This is a genomic window from Pantoea sp. ACRSB, assembly GCF_022346905.1.
GTDB lineage: Bacteria > Pseudomonadota > Gammaproteobacteria > Enterobacterales > Enterobacteriaceae > Pantoea > Pantoea piersonii.
In genome coordinates this window covers 53,812-68,427 of the sequence record NZ_JAKRNL010000010.1, presented here as the reverse complement: position 1 = coordinate 68,427, position 14,616 = coordinate 53,812, and the positions used below count along the sequence as shown (strand labels likewise).

The window sequence follows — 14,616 nt, the reverse complement described above, 5'->3', positions numbered from 1 at the left end:
TTGATACCTGTCTCTTTCGCTAATTTGAACCGGAAGCATATCAGCGCGGGCCGCTGGCGTAAAATCCCACGCCGCGCAGGTGACTTTTCGCGGTGAAACAGAAACAATACGCAGGTCATATTTCTAAAGGCTGGCAGGCACGTCGCGCCCGTATTGCCCATACTATAAATCTGGACGAGGGCAACTTTTCCAGAGCACTGAAAAGAAGAGAAGATACATGGGTCAAATCGCCCCACAACGCCGCAGGACGCGCGCGCCACGCACATTGCGCACATTGCGCCAACGCTTCGCCTGGCGGTCTGTTAAACCGCCGCGCGCCGCTGGCGATGAGGAGGATTCACGAATGGCTTCAGACGCGCCTTCCCGCTTGCCCGCCTGGATCGGTAAAATCTGGCACTATACGGATCACATCCGCTGGATGTCCCCACTGCCGCCTGCGCACCGGCGCGGCATCGTTATCGCCCTGCTGGTAATGCTGCTGGCGTTTTTATGGCCATCCAGCTCGCCGCAATACCCTGTCGAGCGCCCGCAGACGCAGAGCACTGAAAAAGAGGTGCCAATGCAGGCGGAGATTTACGACCAGAAAGCGCCGCAGCAGAATACGCAGCCGCCGAAAGCGGATTCTCAGGGTGAGTGGCACAACTACACCATCGCCTCAGGCCAGACGCTGGCGCAGCTGTTTCGCGACAATAATCTGCCGGTGGGCGACGTGTTCGCCATGGCGCGCGTAGAGGGCAACGATCAGCCGCTGAGCGCGCTGCAGAGCGGACAGCAGGTGAAGATTCGACAGAATGCGCAAGGCGTAGTGACGGGACTGACCGTGGACGGCGCTAACGGCCCGGTGCTCTTTACTCGCCAGCCGGACGGCACCTTTATCCGCGCGCAGTAAAAGGCCGGATTTACGAACGGGCCGCCTTTCCTGCCGCCCGATCGTCAGACACAAAAAAGCCGGCGCAAGGCCGGCTTTTTCGCATTACCGAGTAAAATTACTCAGCAACTACATTCACAACCAGTTTAGCGAAAACTTCGCTGTGAACCTGGAAGTCAACTTCATGCTCACCGGTGGTACGCAGAACGCCGTTCGGCAGACGAACTTCGCTCTTAGCCACGTCAACGCCAGCTGCAGTTACAGCGTCAGCGATGTCGCGAGTACCGATAGAACCGAACAGTTTACCTTCGTCGCCTGATTTAGAGGCGATGGTCACTGAACCCAGTGCATTGATTTTCTCAGCGCGTGCGTTGGCAGCAGCCAGAACGTCAGCCAGTTTGGCTTCCAGTTCAGCGCGACGAGCTTCGAAATATTCAACGTTTTTCTTGGTAGCCGGGACAGCTTTGCCCTGCGGTACCAGGAAGTTGCGCGCGTAGCCCGCTTTAACGTTGACCTGATCACCCAGGCTGCCCAGGTTTGCTACTTTATCAAGCAGAATAACTTGCATTACCTTATCCTCTTAAAGTCGTTAATGGACAGTTGCCGATTACTGATGACGATCAGTGTACGGCAGCAGAGACAGGTAACGCGCGCGCTTGATAGCACGAGCCAGCTGACGCTGGTATTTTGCGCGAGTACCGGTAATACGGCTCGGTACGATCTTACCGCTTTCAGTGATGTAGTTTTTCAGCGTAGCGATATCTTTGTAGTCGATCTCTTGAACGCCTTCCGCGGTGAAACGGCAGAACTTGCGACGACGGAAATAACGTGCCATTTGGCTAGTCTCCAGAATCTATCAATTCAATCTGCTCGGCATGCAGCACCATTTTACTCTGTCCATTTCGCGCCTGATGGCAGCTAATGAAGCCTTCGAGGGTGAGCAGCGTGCCGACCGTTATATGTTGAGTAATCTCCTGATGAAGCGTGCCGCTGATAATCACGGGCATTCTGCACCAGGCTTGCCGGTGGAAACCGGCCTCTTCCTGCACTGAGCGGTGCTCAAGCACGAACTGACAGTGAGGAATTCCTGACGGGCTCACTTTTCGAACCGGCGTCTTGCACACGGTGCCAGACAGGCGCAGTCGATTGGCCGTCACGAATGATTACTCTTCAGAATCCCCAGCATCTGACTCGTCAGAGGTTTCGTTAGCGAAGTCTTCGCGGCGCTCACGACGCTCGTCTTTCGCTTTAACCATCGGAGATGCTTCGGTTACCGCGTGCTTAACGCGCATAACCATGCTGCGGATAACGGCGTCGTTGAAGCGGAAGTTCGTTTCCAGCTCGTCGATCACTTCCTGCGGCGCTTCAACGTTCAGCAGAACGTAGTGAGCTTTGTGCAGTTTGTTGATCGGGTAAGCCAGCTGACGGCGGCCCCAGTCTTCCAGACGGTGGATCTTGCCTTCTGCACCAGTGATAGCACCAGTGTAACGCTCGATCATGCCCGGAACCTGTTCGCTCTGGTCAGGATGGACCATAAATACGATTTCGTAATGACGCATCGAAATTGCTCCTTACGGATTATTCAGCCTCCTGTCAGGGTCAGCTGCGGCCCACGGAAGCAAGGAACGTTATAGGTCGTGAAACATTCGATGAATGTAACGCGCCCCTGAATGCAGCTGAAAAATTGACGCGTAATCATACTGAAGCCGGACGCTAAACTCAAGCGCACATTTCATTAAATCGTCATTAAAGAGGCTTTATGTGCTAACGCCTTAAATTCATCGGGTTGCGCATCACTCCATCAGTTTTTCTGATAAAGGCGTTCAGCGCTGCCGTCTGGCATCGGCGCTGGCGCGCACTAAACTTGATCATGACGCGGTGAGTTGCATTCGCGGCGTCGCAGAGTGTGTTCCCATCAGTGAGGAGTCGGGCATGAAAACGTTCGTCATCGCCACTTTACTGGGTCTCTTCCTGTCTCCACCCGCCCTTGCCAGCCAGACTGACTGTGCGCAGCAGATAAGAAGTAACAGCAGCAAAGCGGCTTCAGGCTATGTCTACGTCAATCGACTGGACGCGCCGGGCAATACGCACGCCAGCGCCACCACCAGCGCGGCGGAGCGATTGTCGAATCAGCTGTAATACCTGCAGGGCAACGGGCTGACGGGGTTCCGCCAGCCCGGCTGTGTTACAGATGCTGTTTAAAGAAATCCGTCAGCGCGCGCAGAGCGAAAGGGGTGATTTTATGACCAATCCCCTTTTCTGAAAGGAAGGTCATATTCTCCGCCTCGCCGCTGGCCCGCAGCGCCTCCACTAACCGCGCCGTTTCGGCGAAAGGCACCACGTCGTCCGCTTCGCCATGCCACAGCAGCAGCGGCCGGTTCGCCAGCGCCTCCAGCTTTTCGCAGGGATCGTAAGCTGCCAGCGGTGCCATAAGCCGATCGAACTGCGCCTGCTCCTCTGGCGTGTTCACCTGCAACGGCGGAAAGAGCGACCGGCTCAGCTGCATAAAGTAGCCGGAGCCCATCAGGCAGGCGACGCTGCGGATCTGCGGATAGCGCGCCATCGCGCCCAGCGCGGTCATGCCTCCCAGCGACGCGCCCGCCACGCCGAAGCGGTCGCCGTCAATCAGGCCAGCGGCGCGCAGCGCGTTTTCCAGCTGCGGCATCTCATCAATATTACGCTGCAGGATCTGCCAGAAACGGGCGAGCCGTACGGCGTCGTTGCCATTATCGCGCGCGCCATGCAGGTCGGCGTCAGGCATCACGGCGCGGAATCCTGCCTGCGCCAGCGCCACGGCCAGATAAGCGTAAACCTCTTTAGACGAGGTGAACCCATGGTAAAGCAGCACCGTCGGCAGCGCCGCGTCGCGCTGGCCCGCTGGCGCGGCGTGCAGCACCTGAATGCCCGCCAGCCGTTCTGTATTCAGTTCAATCATGCTCGCCCCGCTGTGGATGTCGACTCCGCTGAGTTTACGTGCCTCAACCTTAATCTGCGAACAACTTCACAAATCCTTTACAAGATTTAGGGGGTAAACCTTTTGCTGCCGATGCCGTTAATCGTATATCCCCCAAATCCCATCCAAAGGTATCTTATGAAGCGTCTCTCTCTCAGCACCATGAGTCTTGGAGTTAAGCTGTCTGTACTGACGTCTCTCAGCGTCGCGCTGCTGCTGTTCGTCCTGACCCTGACCCAAAGTCACAACGCATCCCGTCAGCTACAAAGCCTGGCCATGGACGACATGCACAATCAGGTGCAGGGCATCAGTGAAATGGCGACGATGTTTAACGCCACCCTCAGCGAAGAGGTCGACAACTATACCCAGCTGTTCACCAGCTTTTTGCCGCAGCGCTTTAGCCGCGACGAGAGTTCGCGTATTCAGGTGGGGGAGTTCTCGACCCCAACCCTGCGCGCCGGGCTTAAAACCCTGAACCTCGATCAGGTCGCGGTCGACGACTTTTTACAGCGCACTACCGCCGTCTCCACCATCTTCGTGCGCGACGGCGACGACTTTTACCGTATCTCCACCTCGCTGAAAAAAGAGGACGGCAGCCGCGCCATCGGCACCCGTCTCGACCGCAGCAGCGCGGCGTGGAAAAGCGTGAGCCGTGGCGAGATCTATCGCGGGCTGGCGACGCTGTTCGGCCACCGCTACATCACGCAGTATCAGCCGGTTAAAGATGAGGGCGGCACCGTCATCGGCATCCTGTTCGTCGGCGTACAAATCGATAAGCAATACGCGCTGATGCGCGACAAAGTGCTGGCGCGCAAGCTGGGCGACAGCGGCCATTTCTACGTGCTGAACGGCGCGCCAGGCGCAGCGCAGGGACAGTATCTTTTTGCCGCGCAAAACGAAGGCAAGCAGCCAGCCTGGGACGCCAGCGTGCAGCAGGCGCTGCTGAGCCAGCCGCAGGGCGTGCAGGAGGCGGAGCTGGATGGCGAAAGCAAGATGCTGGCATGGCAACAGCTTCCGGGCTGGAACTGGATCGTCGTAGGCGAAGTGAGCCGCGACACGCTGCTGGCCCCGATTACCCACAGCCGCAATCTGTTTATGCTGACCGGCCTGGCGCTGGTGCTGATTTTTGCGTTGGGCTTTGTGCTCTACAGCCGCCGCGCCATTACCCGACCGCTGCAGCAGGTGATTCACCTGGCTGAGCAGTACGCGGCGGGCAACCTGCGCGTGCATCTGGATACCCAACGCCATGATGAAGTCGGCCAGCTGATTAGCGCGATTAACGGCATCGGCGACGGGTTAGAGAAGATTGTCGGCCAGGTACGCGTTGCCGCGCAGGAGATCAGCGACGGCACCGATACCATCGCCGCCAGCAGCCTCAATATCAGCGAGCAGATTGGCCGCCAGGCGAGCAGCGTCGAAGAGACTTCAGCCAGCATGGAGCAGTTCGGCGCGACGGTAGAGCATACCGCCGATAACCTGCGTCAGGCGATGACGCTGGTAGCGGAAGCGAGCGGCCTGGTGACCCACGGCAGCCAGACGGTGAGCCGTTCAGTGAATACTATGTCGGCGATTCAGGTCTCTTCTAAGAGCATTGCTGATATTACGCACGTTATTGAATCCATCGCTTTCCAGACCAATATCCTGGCGCTTAACGCAGCGGTAGAAGCGGCGCGCGCGGGCGAGCACGGACGCGGCTTCGCGGTAGTAGCGGCGGAAGTACGCGCGCTGGCGCAGCGCAGCGCGCAGGCGGCGAAAGAGATCGACGGCCTGATCGCCACCTCGATCCGCAACGTCTCAGAAGGTCACCAGCTGTCGCAGCAGACCCATGACGCCATGACCCATATCGTGTCGCATATCGAACAGGTGCAGGCGCTGATGAGCGAAATCAACGTCGCGGCGCAGGAGCAGGCGGCGGGCATTGGGCAGGTCAATTTGGCGATGAACCAGATCAGTCAGGCGACCCATGAAAACAGCGAGCTGATGGCGCAGGCGGATGCTTCGGCGCAGAACCTGAGTCACAAAGGTCATCATCTGACGCAGTTAGTCAGCGTATTTCATCTGAAATCCTGACCCTCTTTTGGGACGGTGGCTTACACTTACTCCACCGTCCCTCTGGAGGAAACGTTATGCGTTACGCTTACTTACTGACAATGGCGCTGCTGTTAAGCGGCTGCTCGGCGATGAGAACCACGCCGCAACCGCCGCCTGCGCCCACTCACCAGGCGCAGGAGATCACGCGCGCGCAGAGCGCCGGTTTGCCAAGGCTCGGCAGCATCACCACGCAGGTACGCGGTTCGCCGGATGACGCGCAGCGTTCGCTGGCGGCGGAAGCCAATAAGCGCGGCGCGGTTTACTATCAGGTGATTATGCTGGACGACACGGTGACGCCGGGATTCTGGTACGGCACAGCGATCCTGTACGGCGCGTCACCCACCGCTGGCGCGCATCAGTAAGCGCTCAGCCACCAGGCTGTCCAGCGGACGGACGCCACGACTGTCGAGCCACTGCCGGCACCATGCATCCGCCAGCGGCGGTTCGGCATATTTCAGCAGCTGTGCGCCCGTGGCCAGCAGAAACAGGCGCTGGGCGGTGTCACGCGCCTGGCTCTCCTGCAGCCGGTTCAGGCGCAGTTTTAGCTGTCGCCAGCCAGCATCAAACAGACGATTGACGCCTCTGACCGCGTCGAACTCCTGATTCAGCATCTCCATTACGCCCGGCTGCTTACGCAGCACGCGCAGTACGTCGAGGCACATCACGTTGCCCGATCCCTCCCAGATGCTGTTGACCGGCATATCGCGATAGAGACGCGGCAGCTCGCTCTCTTCGCAGTAGCCGATTCCGCCCAGCACCTCCATCGCTTCAGCCACAAACGGCATGCCCGCCTTGCAGACGGCGTATTTTGCCGCCGGTGTGAAGAGCCGCGCGAACACCCCTTCCAGCGGCTGCGCCGGTTGCGACCAGGCGCGCGCCAGCCGCATCAGCAGCGCCGTTTGTCCCTCAAGCTGCAGCGCCTGCGCCGCTAACACCTGGCGCATCAGCGGCTGATCCACCAGATTTTTACCCATAACCTGACGCTGGTGTGCATGGTAAAGCGCGACGGAGAAGGCGCGACGCATCTGACCATGGCTGCCGAGCGCACAGTCGAAGCGGGTCATGCCGCCCATTTTGAGTATCATGCGCACGCCGTCGCCCTCTTCCCCCAGCAGCCAGCCGGTAGCGTCCTGAAATTCCGCTTCGCTGCTGGCGTTGGCGCGGTTGCCCAGCTTATCTTTTAGCCGTTCAAGACGAATGGCGTTGCGCGTGCCGTCCGGCAGCAGACGCGGCAGGAAAAAGCAGCTTAACCCATTACCGCTTTGCGCAAGGATCAGGTGCGCGTCGCTCTGCGGGACGGAAAAGAACCATTTATGGCCGGTGATGCGCCAGAGCGAGCCGGGCGCGCGATCCGCCAGCGGCTCCGCGCGCGTGGTGTTGGTGGTGACGTCGCTGCCGCCCTGCTTTTCCGTCATGCCCATGCCGATCAGCAAACCGCGCTTCTGATCGCCCGGCAGCGCGTGGGTGTCGTAGCGATCGCTGAGCAGCGGGTCGCGCCAGTCGCTAAAGGCGTCGGGCAGCCAGCGTTGCAATAGCGGTATGGCGGCGTGCGTCATGGTCGCCGGACAGAGCGTGCCCGCCTCGACCTGAGCGTGAAGGATAAAGCGCGCGGCGCGCGCCACCATGGCGCGATCGAGCACGTCGGGCTGCCAGCTGAGGTTGTGCAGACGACTGGCGCAGACGCCCTGCATCAGCAGGTGCCAGGCGGGATGAAAGCGCACCTCGTCGATGCGTACGCCGCGCGCGTCGTAGCGTAGCAGCTCCGGCGGCGCGGCGTTAGCCAGCCGCCCCAGCTCCAGCGACTCGGCGCCCCCAAGCTGCGCGCCTACCGACGCCAGCCACTCGCGATCCCACTCCGCACCTTCGCGCGCCAGCGCTTCGCGCAGCGGCGTGTCGGAGAGAAAGAGATTGCTGTTGCTAAGGGGCTGCGGCTGATTAAAAACGGTGTGGGTTGTCCAGGTCATAACCACTCCTCGCAATGCGTGTCCCGATAAGTATGGGAGAGCGCCGCGTGGTTATGCCTGGATCTGAAAAGTTTTGCGGCGGCGATCACGCCCCGCGCTGGCGTACCGCTTCGAAGAGGCAGACGCCGGTCGCGACAGAGACGTTAAGCGATGAAACGCTGCCCGCCATCGGGATGCTGATCAGCTCGTCGCAGTGCTCGCGCGTCAGACGGCGCATGCCTTCGCCTTCTGCGCCCATCACCAGCGCCATCGGCCCGGTCATTTTGCTCTGATAGAGGGTATGATCCGCTTCGCCAGCGGTACCCACGACCCAGATGTTGTACTCCTGCAGCAGACGCAGCGTGCGTGCCAGGTTAGTGACGCGGATCAGCGGCACGTTCTCCGCCGCGCCGCTGGCCACTTTCTTCGCGGTAGCGTTGAGCGAGGCGGAACGATCTTTTGGCACAATCACCGCATGTACGCCTGCGGCGTCGGCGCTGCGCAGGCAGGCGCCAAGGTTATGCGGATCGGTAACGCCATCCAGCACCAGCAGCAGCGGTTTCTCCAGGCTCGCCAGCAGATCCGGCAGATCCCCTTCCTGGTACTGACGGCCAGGCTTAATGCGCGCCACGATGCCCTGATGCACGCCGCCTTCAACCTGACCGTCCAGCCACTGGCGGTTCGCCAGCTGGATAACGATGCCCTGAGCTTCCAGCGCCGCCACCAACGGCTGCAGGCGACGATCGTCGCGGCCCTTGAGGATAAAGACTTCCTGGAAGCGCTGGGGATCGCGCTCCAGCAGCGCCTGCACGGCATGGATACCAAAAATAATTTCGCTCATCGATCTGCTCAGTTAAGAATTGAATGGACTTCAGCGGACGCTTTCTGCGCGGCAGAAAGCGTCCGTTAACGCATCAGGCCGAATCAGGCCTGCTTTTTCGCGGCGCGCTTCGCCTTTGTGGCGGCGGCGATTTTACGGGTTTTTTCCGACGGGGTTTTGCTTTTTTTCTCTTTCTTCCCTTTGTCCGCCGTTGACTTGCCGTCGCGGAAAGCCTCGTTCGGTTCAAAGTTGCCTTTTTTACCTAACTGACGGCGACGCTTCGGCGGCGCTTTACCTTCACGCTTCGCCTTGTCGCGCGCGGTTTTGCCCTCGCCGCGCGGCTGGCGCTGGCTGGAGATCAGCGCGAAGTCGATCTTGCGCTCGTCCAGATGCACCGCCTCGACCCGGACTTCAACCGCATCGCCCAGACGATAGGTGCGGCCGCCCGACTCACCGATCAGACGCTGCCCCACCGGATCGAAGCGGTAGTAGTCGTTGTCCAGCGAGGAGACGTGCACCAGCCCGTCGATAAAGAGATCGTTCAGGCGCACAAAGAAGCCGAAGCCGGTCACGCTGGAGATCACGCCGTTAAAGGTGTTGCCGACCTGATCCTGCATAAAGTCGCATTTCAGCCAGTCGGCGACGTCGCGCGTGGCCTCGTCAGCGCGGCGCTCCGTCATGGAACAGTGCTGACCCAGCTGCAGCATCTGCTGCATCTCATAGTGGTAGCCGCCGGTCGCCGTAGTGTTGCCTTTCACCTCGCCTTCAGCCTGCGCCAGAAGATATTTAATGGCGCGGTGCAGCAGCAGGTCGGGATAGCGGCGGATCGGCGAGGTAAAGTGCGCGTATGACTGCAGCGCCAGACCGAAGTGTCCGCGGTTTTCCGGATCGTAGACCGCCTGCTTCATCGAGCGCAGCAGCATGGTCTGCAGCATTTCCGCATCCGGACGATCGGCGATCTGCGTCAGCAGCTCGGCGTAGTCGATCGGTTCCGGTTTAGTGCCGCCCGGCAGCGAAAGCCCAAGCTCGTTAAGTACGGTGCGGAAGCTGGTAATGCTGTCGTCGCTGGGACGATCATGGTCGCGGAACAGCGCCGGCTCCTGATGCTTCTCGACAAAGCGCGCCGAGGCGATATTGGCGAGGATCATGCACTCTTCGATCAGCTTGTGCGCGTCGTTACGTACGGTGCGCTCTACGCGTTCAATACGACGTTCCGCATTGAAAATAAACTTCGCTTCTTCGGTCTCAAACGAGATGCCGCCGCGCGACTCGCGCGCTTTTTCCAGCACCTTATACATGTTGTGCAGCTCTTCCAGCGGCTTCAGCAGCGGCGCGTACTGTTCGCGCAGCTCTGGGTTACCCTGCAGGATATTCCACACTTTGGTGTAAGTCAGACGCGCGTGCGAGTTCATGACCGCTTCGTAGTGCTTAAAGCCGGTCAGCTTGCCTGCGGAGGAGATGGTCATCTCGCACACCATGCAGAGGCGATCGACCTGCGGATTCAGCGAGCATAGCCCGTTGGAAAGCACTTCCGGCAGCATGGGAACCACCTGCGACGGGAAATAGACGGAGGTGCCGCGCTGCAGCGCTTCGTCATCCAGCGGCGTGCCGGGACGCACATAGTAGCTGACGTCGGCGATGGCAACCCACAGGCGCCAGCCGCCGCCGCGTTTTTTCTCGCAGTAGACCGCATCGTCAAAATCGCGCGCATCTTCGCCATCGATAGTGACCAGCGGCAGCTTACGCAGATCGATACGCCCTTTTTTCGCCTCTTCAGGCACCTCTTCGCTGAGCTTGCTGACCTGTTTTTCTACTTCAGGCGGCCAGCTGTGCGGAATTTCGTGGGTGCGCAAGGCCATATCAACCGCGAGGCCGGTGCCCATATTGTCGCCGAGGATCTCCGCGACTTTACCAATGGCTTTGGTGCGGCGCGTTGGACGCTGCATCAGCTCGACTACCACGACCGAGCCCATACGCGCTTGCAGCGTCTCTTCCGGCGGAATAAGGATGTCGAAGCTGAGACGGCTGTCATCCGGCACCACAAAGCCCGCGCCCGCGTCGGTGAAGTAACGGCCGACGATTTGGTTGTTGCGCGGCTCCAGCACGCGCACGACGCGCGCTTCGCGGCGTCCTTTGCGATCGGCGCCCAGCGGCTGCGCCAGAATAACGTCGCCGTGCATACACATTTTCATCTGCTCGGCGGAGAGATAGAGGTCATCCTTCTGGCCTTCTACGCGCAGAAAGCCGTAGCCGTCGCGGTGGCCGATAACCTTGCCGCGCAGCAGATCGAGCCTTTCCGGCAGCGCATAGCACTGGCGACGGGTAAAGACCAGCTGGCCGTCGCGCTCCATGGCGCGCAGACGACGGCGCAGCGCTTCCAGGTGCTCTTCGTCGGTGAGGTTCAGCTCCTGCGCCAGCTCGTCGCGGCTGGCAGGTTTTTCGCGTTTTTCCAGATGAGCCAGAATAAATTCACGGCTCGGAATTGGGTTTTCATATTTTTCAGCTTCTCTTTGCTGAAAAGGATCGTTTGACATAGCGGTTCCTCCGATGTCATTTCAGATTCATTGCCACCGGCGGTTCGGACAATAAAATTTGGTATAAGGGTTCATTCCCCTCGACTAAGTCTGCCAGCGTGTAGCTGTCCAGTTCCCGCAGAAACAGCTGTACCGCGTCGTTTAGCGCTTTTCTTAAGCGGCAGGCTGGCGTGATGGCGCAGGCAGCGCAGTCTACGAGCTGTAGCGGCTCCATTTTGCGCACCACATCACCGATGACGATATCATGCGGATCCATCCCAAGACGGATGCCGCCATTTTTGCCGCGCGTCGCAGCGATAAAACCCGCACGGCTGAGTTGATTAATGATTTTAACCATATGGTTGCGCGACACGCCGTAGGTCTCAGTGACTTCAGTAATATTCGTCATTCTGCCTTCCGGCAAACTGGCCATAAAAATTAAAGCCCGCAGACCATAATCGGTAAAACTTGTCAGCTGCACAATTACCTCAGTGAATCACCCATGGCGTGTTGATTAACTTCGTCCGCGTTGCGGTTGATTTTAATAGTAAACCGGCTTGCGGTTACTCTAGATGATAAACCAGAGTCGAACCCAGAGTGTGTTTTTTTCAGCCGAACGGCGATGTGATAAAGCGAAGGGATGATAAGCGGCTTGTTCAGCGGGGGAAACAGAGGCCGGAGCAGCTCCGGCCTGTGCAGGATTAAGCGTCGAACGGATCGCGCAGAATCATGGTTTCGCTACGGTCCGGGCCGGTAGAGATAATATCAACCGGTACGCCCGTCACTTCTTCAACGCGTTTAATGTAGTCGCGTGCGGCCTGCGGCAGACCTTCCAGCGTTTTCACGCCAAACGTGGTTTCGCTCCAGCCCGGCAGGGTTTCATAGATCGGCTCAATGCCTTCCCAGTTTTCTGCCGCCAGCGGTGTGGTGGTGACTTCGCGGCCGTCCGGCAGGCGATAGCCCACGCAGATTTTCACTTCTTTCAGGCCATCCAGCACGTCCAGTTTGGTCATGCAGAAACCCGACAGGGAGTTGATCTGTACCGCGCGACGTACCGCGACCGCATCCAGCCAGCCGGTACGACGACGACGACCGGTGGTCGCGCCGAACTCATTGCCTTTGGCACACAGGAACTCGCCGATATCGTCAAAGAGTTCAGTCGGGAACGGGCCAGCGCCAACGCGCGTTGAGTAAGCCTTAACGATGCCCAGCACGTAATCGACGCAGCGCGGGCCAATACCCGAACCGGTCGCCACGCCGCCGGCGGTGGTGTTGGACGAGGTCACATAGGGATAGGTGCCGTGATCGATATCCAGCAGCGTGCCCTGCGCGCCTTCGAACATAATCAGGTCGCCGCGCTTCTGCGCCGTATCCAGCAGGTCAGAGACGTCAACTACCATGCTGGTCAACACGTCGGCAACCGCCAGCACGTCGCGCAGCACTTTGTCGTAGTCGACCGCATCTTCTTTGTAGTAGTTAACCAGCTGGAAGTTGTAGTAATCAACAATCTCTTTCAGCTTGACGGCGAAGGTCTCTTTATTGAAGAGATCGCCGACGCGCAGACCGCGGCGCGCCACTTTATCTTCATAGGCCGGGCCGATGCCGCGACCGGTGGTGCCGATGGCTTTCGCGCCGCGCGCTTTTTCGCGCGCCAGATCCATCGCGACATGGTATTGCAGGATCAGCGGGCAGGCTTCAGAAATCAGCAGACGTTCGCGTACCGGTACGCCACGCTCTTCCAGGCCTTTCATCTCTTTCATCAGAGCTTCAGGCGAAAGCACCACGCCGTTACCGATAATGCTGGTTACGTTTTCGCGCAGGATGCCAGATGGAATTAAATGGAGGACGGTTTTTTCACCGTTGATGACAAGCGTATGGCCTGCATTGTGGCCACCCTGGTAGCGCACAACATAGTTAGCGCGTTCAGTCAGAAGGTCTACGATTTTACCTTTGCCTTCGTCACCCCATTGGGTGCCCAGTACGACGACGTTCTTACCCATTTTCAAAATCACCGATTGCTTAAAAATGGATTCTACCATCTGATCTTGCGGCTTTCAGCACTTTTAGCATACGTTTGCGCGCATTTTTCGCCCGAATTTTGCTCACTACAACATCCAGGGGAAACGGAACGCAAAAGGCACAATTTAGCCGAAGGATAAAAGAATCAGGCGCCGCTGTGAGCGCTGAGCATGTAATAAATCACCACGCCTGCGACCACCAGTCCGCCGCCGAAACGGTGCAGCAGGCGATCCGGCAACTGCGCCATGCTGAGGATCATACGGCGCCAGATGCGCGGCAGAAACATCGGACCCAGGCCCTCCAGCACTAATACCAGCGCCAGCGCCATCCATATGGTTGTATTCATTTGCCATTCCAAAAAAAAGGCCGACATTATTGTCGGCCCGTAGGTTATAGCAGTTCTTATCGCGTCGCGTTAGAGGGCGCTTTCATATATCGGAAGAAATCGCTGTCCGGGCTGAGCACCATTACATCCTGATTGCCTTCGAAGCTGTTTTCATAGGCGCGCAGGCTGCGGATAAAGGCGTAGAAGTCCGGGTCCTGGCTGAACGCGTCAGCGAAGAGTTTCGCCGCCTCGGCATCGCCGTCGCCGCGCGTGATCAGCGCGGTACGCTGCGCTTCCGCTAACGTGCGGGTAACCTGATAGTCCGCCTGAGCACGCAGTTTTTCCGCCTCTTCCTGCCCCTGCGAGCGCTGGCTGCGCGCTACCGCTTCACGTTCGGCACGCATACGGTTGTAAATCGCATCTGAAACCTCGGTCGGCAGGTTGATCTGCTTGATGCGTACGTCAACAACCTGAATACCCAGCGCCGCCATGCTGTTTGGGTTGATCGCTGGCTCTTTGCTGTTGGTTTCGCGCTCGACGCGCGCCGCTGCGCTGGCGATAGCATCATCAGCCGCTGGCGTCTGCACCTCGTCGTCGCTGCCGGCGCTGCCGGTATTCAGCGCATCACGCACGTCGGTGGTCAGACGGCCGCGGGAGTCCGTCACGATGTCTTTCACGTCAAGACGCCCCATCTCAGAACGCAGACGGTCGCTGAACTTACGTTTCAGCAGCACTTCCGCCTGTGATACGTCGCCACCGCCCGTCGCCAGGTAGTAGCGGCTGAAATCGCTGATGCGCCATTTAATATAGGAATCAACAATCAGGTCTTTCTTCTCTTTGGTGACGAAACGATCCGCCTGGTTGTCCATGGTCTGAATACGCGCGTCCAGCGTTTTTACCGTCTCAAGGAAGGGAACTTTCATATGCAGACCCGGCGCGAACACCTGCGGTTTGTTTTCATCGTCGCGCAGCACTTTACCGAAGCGCATAACGATGCCGCGCTCCCCTTCCTGTACCACGAACAGTGAAGCGTAGAGCGCCACCAGTACAACAATAATGACTACAATTATGGGCTTACGCATCG

At 58.9% G+C, this 14,616-nt stretch carries 16 protein-coding genes; 4 read left to right on the top strand and 12 right to left on the bottom strand.

The window, feature by feature from the left end; translation table 11 throughout:
• Positions 1 to 217: 217 nt before the first annotated feature.
• Positions 218 to 889, top strand: coding sequence for a LysM-like peptidoglycan-binding domain-containing protein (locus tag MHZ89_RS20720; protein WP_311784511.1), 672 nt, complete (start codon positions 218 to 220; stop codon positions 887 to 889).
• A 97-nt stretch (positions 890 to 986) separates the two neighbouring features.
• On the opposite strand, the gene rplI is transcribed toward MHZ89_RS20720, so the two are convergent.
• Genes rplI through rpsF form a run of 4 tightly spaced genes read right to left on the bottom strand, consistent with a single transcriptional unit; the run spans position 987 to position 2,427 of the window.
• Complete coding sequence (gene rplI, locus MHZ89_RS20715) at positions 987 to 1,436, bottom strand: 50S ribosomal protein L9 (protein ID WP_120455007.1); 450 nt, start codon at positions 1,434 to 1,436, stop codon at positions 987 to 989.
• Positions 1,437 to 1,475: 39 nt separating this feature from the next.
• Positions 1,476 to 1,703, bottom strand: a complete 228-nt coding sequence (gene rpsR, locus MHZ89_RS20710) for a 30S ribosomal protein S18 (RefSeq protein WP_000135199.1) — start codon at positions 1,701 to 1,703, stop codon at positions 1,476 to 1,478.
• A 4-nt stretch (positions 1,704 to 1,707) separates the two neighbouring features.
• Complete coding sequence (gene priB / locus MHZ89_RS20705; protein WP_120455009.1) at positions 1,708 to 2,025, bottom strand: primosomal replication protein N; 318 nt, start codon at positions 2,023 to 2,025, stop codon at positions 1,708 to 1,710.
• 6 nt (positions 2,026 to 2,031) lie between these two features.
• Positions 2,032 to 2,427 (bottom strand): 30S ribosomal protein S6, encoded by a 396-nt coding sequence (gene rpsF / locus MHZ89_RS20700; RefSeq protein ID WP_120455011.1) that lies wholly within the window; start codon positions 2,425 to 2,427, stop codon positions 2,032 to 2,034.
• A 373-nt stretch (positions 2,428 to 2,800) separates the two neighbouring features.
• Between rpsF and MHZ89_RS20695 the strand changes: the two genes are divergently transcribed.
• Positions 2,801 to 3,007 (top strand): hypothetical protein, encoded by a 207-nt coding sequence (locus tag MHZ89_RS20695; protein ID WP_120455013.1) that lies wholly within the window; start codon positions 2,801 to 2,803, stop codon positions 3,005 to 3,007.
• Between the two features lie 46 nt (positions 3,008 to 3,053).
• Here MHZ89_RS20695 and yjfP read toward each other — a convergent pair whose 3' ends face one another.
• Entirely contained in the window at positions 3,054 to 3,803 is a 750-nt protein-coding gene (gene yjfP / locus MHZ89_RS20690; protein WP_311784510.1) for an esterase, read from the bottom strand.
• 156 nt (positions 3,804 to 3,959) lie between these two features.
• Between yjfP and MHZ89_RS20685 the strand changes: the two genes are divergently transcribed.
• Both MHZ89_RS20685 and bsmA read left to right on the top strand, forming a co-directional pair.
• On the top strand, positions 3,960 to 5,891 hold the full coding sequence (locus MHZ89_RS20685; RefSeq protein ID WP_311784509.1) for a Cache 3/Cache 2 fusion domain-containing protein: 1,932 nt from the start codon (positions 3,960 to 3,962) through the stop codon (positions 5,889 to 5,891).
• 56 nt (positions 5,892 to 5,947) lie between these two features.
• Positions 5,948 to 6,274: a biofilm peroxide resistance protein BsmA gene (bsmA, locus tag MHZ89_RS20680; RefSeq protein WP_311784508.1), complete on the top strand. Its 327-nt coding sequence runs from the start codon at positions 5,948 to 5,950 to the stop codon at positions 6,272 to 6,274.
• Here the strand turns inward: bsmA and MHZ89_RS20675 are convergent.
• From MHZ89_RS20675 to hflC, 7 genes are all read right to left on the bottom strand, one after another.
• Positions 6,248 to 7,876 (bottom strand): isovaleryl-CoA dehydrogenase, encoded by a 1,629-nt coding sequence (locus tag MHZ89_RS20675; protein WP_311784507.1) that lies wholly within the window; start codon positions 7,874 to 7,876, stop codon positions 6,248 to 6,250. The two genes, bsmA and MHZ89_RS20675, sit on opposite strands and share 27 nt — an antisense overlap.
• 85 nt (positions 7,877 to 7,961) lie before the next feature.
• The gene (gene rlmB / locus MHZ89_RS20670; protein WP_081140753.1) at positions 7,962 to 8,696 is read right to left on the bottom strand and encodes a 23S rRNA (guanosine(2251)-2'-O)-methyltransferase RlmB; all 735 of its coding nucleotides are present in this window, start codon (positions 8,694 to 8,696) and stop codon (positions 7,962 to 7,964) included.
• An 83-nt stretch (positions 8,697 to 8,779) separates the two neighbouring features.
• A complete protein-coding gene (gene rnr / locus MHZ89_RS20665) occupies positions 8,780 to 11,209 on the bottom strand; it encodes a ribonuclease R (protein ID WP_311784506.1) in 2,430 nt (809 codons plus the stop codon).
• Positions 11,210 to 11,225: 16 nt separating this feature from the next.
• Entirely contained in the window at positions 11,226 to 11,669 is a 444-nt protein-coding gene (gene nsrR / locus MHZ89_RS20660) for a nitric oxide-sensing transcriptional repressor NsrR (RefSeq protein ID WP_311784505.1), read from the bottom strand.
• Between the two features lie 220 nt (positions 11,670 to 11,889).
• Positions 11,890 to 13,188 (bottom strand): adenylosuccinate synthase, encoded by a 1,299-nt coding sequence (locus tag MHZ89_RS20655; RefSeq protein ID WP_120455127.1) that lies wholly within the window; start codon positions 13,186 to 13,188, stop codon positions 11,890 to 11,892.
• 164 nt (positions 13,189 to 13,352) lie between these two features.
• Complete coding sequence (locus tag MHZ89_RS20650; protein ID WP_311784504.1) at positions 13,353 to 13,553, bottom strand: DUF2065 family protein; 201 nt, start codon at positions 13,551 to 13,553, stop codon at positions 13,353 to 13,355.
• A gap of 56 nt (positions 13,554 to 13,609) precedes the next feature.
• On the bottom strand, positions 13,610 to 14,614 hold the full coding sequence (gene hflC, locus MHZ89_RS20645; protein WP_311784503.1) for a protease modulator HflC: 1,005 nt from the start codon (positions 14,612 to 14,614) through the stop codon (positions 13,610 to 13,612).
• Positions 14,615 to 14,616 lie beyond the last annotated feature (2 nt).

Coding starts and splice junctions, on each gene's coding strand:
- MHZ89_RS20655 (WP_120455127.1), bottom strand. CDS start 13,188: ATGGGTAAGAACGTCGTCGTACTGGGCACCCAATGGGGTGACGAAGGC.
- MHZ89_RS20695 (WP_120455013.1), top strand. CDS start 2,801: ATGAAAACGTTCGTCATCGCCACTTTACTGGGTCTCTTCCTGTCTCCA.
- rnr (WP_311784506.1), bottom strand. CDS start 11,209: ATGTCAAACGATCCTTTTCAGCAAAGAGAAGCTGAAAAATATGAAAAC.
- yjfP (WP_311784510.1), bottom strand. CDS start 3,803: ATGATTGAACTGAATACAGAACGGCTGGCGGGCATTCAGGTGCTGCAC.
- rlmB (WP_081140753.1), bottom strand. CDS start 8,696: ATGAGCGAAATTATTTTTGGTATCCATGCCGTGCAGGCGCTGCTGGAG.
- hflC (WP_311784503.1), bottom strand. CDS start 14,614: ATGCGTAAGCCCATAATTGTAGTCATTATTGTTGTACTGGTGGCGCTC.
- bsmA (WP_311784508.1), top strand. CDS start 5,948: ATGCGTTACGCTTACTTACTGACAATGGCGCTGCTGTTAAGCGGCTGC.
- rpsF (WP_120455011.1), bottom strand. CDS start 2,427: ATGCGTCATTACGAAATCGTATTTATGGTCCATCCTGACCAGAGCGAA.
- rpsR (WP_000135199.1), bottom strand. CDS start 1,703: ATGGCACGTTATTTCCGTCGTCGCAAGTTCTGCCGTTTCACCGCGGAA.
- MHZ89_RS20720 (WP_311784511.1), top strand. CDS start 218: ATGGGTCAAATCGCCCCACAACGCCGCAGGACGCGCGCGCCACGCACA.
- MHZ89_RS20675 (WP_311784507.1), bottom strand. CDS start 7,876: ATGACCTGGACAACCCACACCGTTTTTAATCAGCCGCAGCCCCTTAGC.
- MHZ89_RS20685 (WP_311784509.1), top strand. CDS start 3,960: ATGAAGCGTCTCTCTCTCAGCACCATGAGTCTTGGAGTTAAGCTGTCT.
- MHZ89_RS20650 (WP_311784504.1), bottom strand. CDS start 13,553: ATGAATACAACCATATGGATGGCGCTGGCGCTGGTATTAGTGCTGGAG.
- rplI (WP_120455007.1), bottom strand. CDS start 1,436: ATGCAAGTTATTCTGCTTGATAAAGTAGCAAACCTGGGCAGCCTGGGT.